The following is a 1929-nucleotide window of genomic DNA, read 5'->3' as shown; positions in this document are numbered from 1 at the left end:
TCATGGTGAGCCAAAAGAACTTCGAAAACCCGCCGCTTCGACGAGGAGGCGACCAACCTCCAGCGGCAGGGGCAGCTGGTGCTGTGGGCGCCGATGCGCGGGCAGGAAGCAGCCCAGGTGGGCTCCGCCCGTGCGCTGCGCCCGGCCGACCACGTGTTCCCGACCTACCGGGAGCACGCCGTGGCCATCGAGCGGGGCGTCGAGCCCGCCGAGCTGCTCACCGTGTTCCGCGGGCACAGCGCCGGGGGCTGGCGGCCCAGCCGGCACCACATGAACGTCTACTCCATCGTGCTCGGCTGCCAGGTCCCGCACGCCGTGGGCTACGCCATGGGCATCGACCTGGACCGGCGGACGGCCGAGGCGGAGGGCCGGGAGGCCGAGCCGGCGGCCGCGGTCGTCTACTTCGGGGACGGCACCTCCACCCAGGGCGAGGTCCACGAGGGCATGGTCTTCGCCGCGTCCTACGACGCCCCGGTGGTCTTCTTCGTGCAGAACAACCAGTGGGCCATCTCGGTGCCGTTCCGCACCCAGTCCCGCGTGCCCCTGGCCGAGCGCGCCGCGGGGTACGGCTTCGAGGGGATCCGCGTGGACGGCAACGACGTGCTCGCGGTGCTGGCGGCCTCGCGGTACGCGCTCGAGAAGGCCCGCGCCGGCCAGGGCCCGGTGCTCGTGGAGGCCGAGACCTACCGGCTCGGGGCCCACACCACCGCGGACGACCCCACCAAGTACCGCCTGCGGGAGGACGAGCAGCACTGGAGCGAGCTCGACCCGCTGCTCCGTCTCGAGGCGCACCTGCGCGAGGCCCACGGCACCGGCGACGACTTCTTCGCCGACGTCGCGGCCGACGCCCAGGCGTTCGCCGACCAGGCCCGCGCCCTCGTGCTGGCCATGGACCCGCCCGCGTTCGAGGACTTCTTCGACCGGCCCTACGCCGAGCCGCACGCCCTCGTGGAGGAGGAGCGCGCCTGGTACGCGGCCTACCAGGCGGGCTTCGCCGACACCGACACCGACACCGACGACGACGCCGGGCCGGGCCCCGCCGGACCGGACCGGGGCACGCAGGCCGCGGGGCTGACCGTGGCGGCCGACCCCGTGGCCGGGGCCCCCGACCCGCAGACCGCCGGCACCCAGGAGGACCTCGCATGAGCACCGCACCGGACCTGACGATCGCGAAGGCGGTCAACGCGGGCCTGCGCCGGGCCATGGAGGAGAACCCCCGGGTGCTGCTCATGGGCGAGGACATAGGCTCCCTCGGCGGCGTCTACCGCGTCACCGAGGGGCTCAAGGCGGACTTCGGCGCCCACCGGGTGATGGACACCCCGCTGGGGGAGGCCGGGATCGTGGGCACCGCCATCGGGCTCGCCCTGCGCGGCTACCGGCCCGTGTGCGAGATCCAGTTCGACGGCTTCTCCTTCCCGGCGTTCAACCAGATCACCACGCAGCTGGCCAAGATGCGCAACCGCACCAACGGGGACGTCACCGTCCCCGTGACGATCCGCATCCCGTACGGCGGGGTCATCGGCTCGGTGGAGCACCACTCGGAGTCCCCCGAGGCGCTGTTCGCGCACACGGCGGGGCTGCGCATCGTCACGCCGTCCAACGCCCAGGACGCCTACTGGATGACCCAGCAGGCCATCGCGTGCGAGGACCCCGTGATCGTCTTCGAGCCCAAGCGGCGGTACTGGCTCAAGGGCGCGGTGGACGTCGAGCGCCCGACCGCCGACCCGTTCTCCGCGCAGGTCGTCCGTCACGGCGAGGACGCCACCGTGGTGGCCTGGGGCCCCCTCGTGCCGGTCGCGCTCGCCGCGGCGCAGGCGGCGGAGGAGGACGGGCGCAGCGTCGAGGTGATCGACCTGCGCTCGCTGTCGCCGATCGACTTCGACACCCTCGAGGACTCCGTGTTTTCGGGTCTGTTTTTCGGTGATCGGG

General features: G+C 73.0%; 1 protein-coding gene and 1 pseudogene. Both read left to right on the top strand.

The genetic code is table 11. The features are described 5' to 3' along the window. Window positions 1-27: 27 nt before the first annotated feature. A pseudogene (locus tag H488_RS33250) lies at window positions 28-999 on the top strand (thiamine pyrophosphate-dependent enzyme); the annotation flags it as partial. A gap of 143 nt (window positions 1000-1142) precedes the next feature. Next, a partial coding sequence (locus H488_RS33245) for an alpha-ketoacid dehydrogenase subunit beta (RefSeq protein WP_017834563.1) occupies window positions 1143-1929 on the top strand: 787 nt, incomplete at its 3' end.

It is taken from the genome of Kocuria sp. UCD-OTCP (genome assembly GCF_000349605.1).
GTDB lineage: Bacteria > Actinomycetota > Actinomycetes > Actinomycetales > Micrococcaceae > Kocuria > Kocuria rosea.
This window is presented reverse-complemented; position numbering and strand designations above follow the sequence as displayed.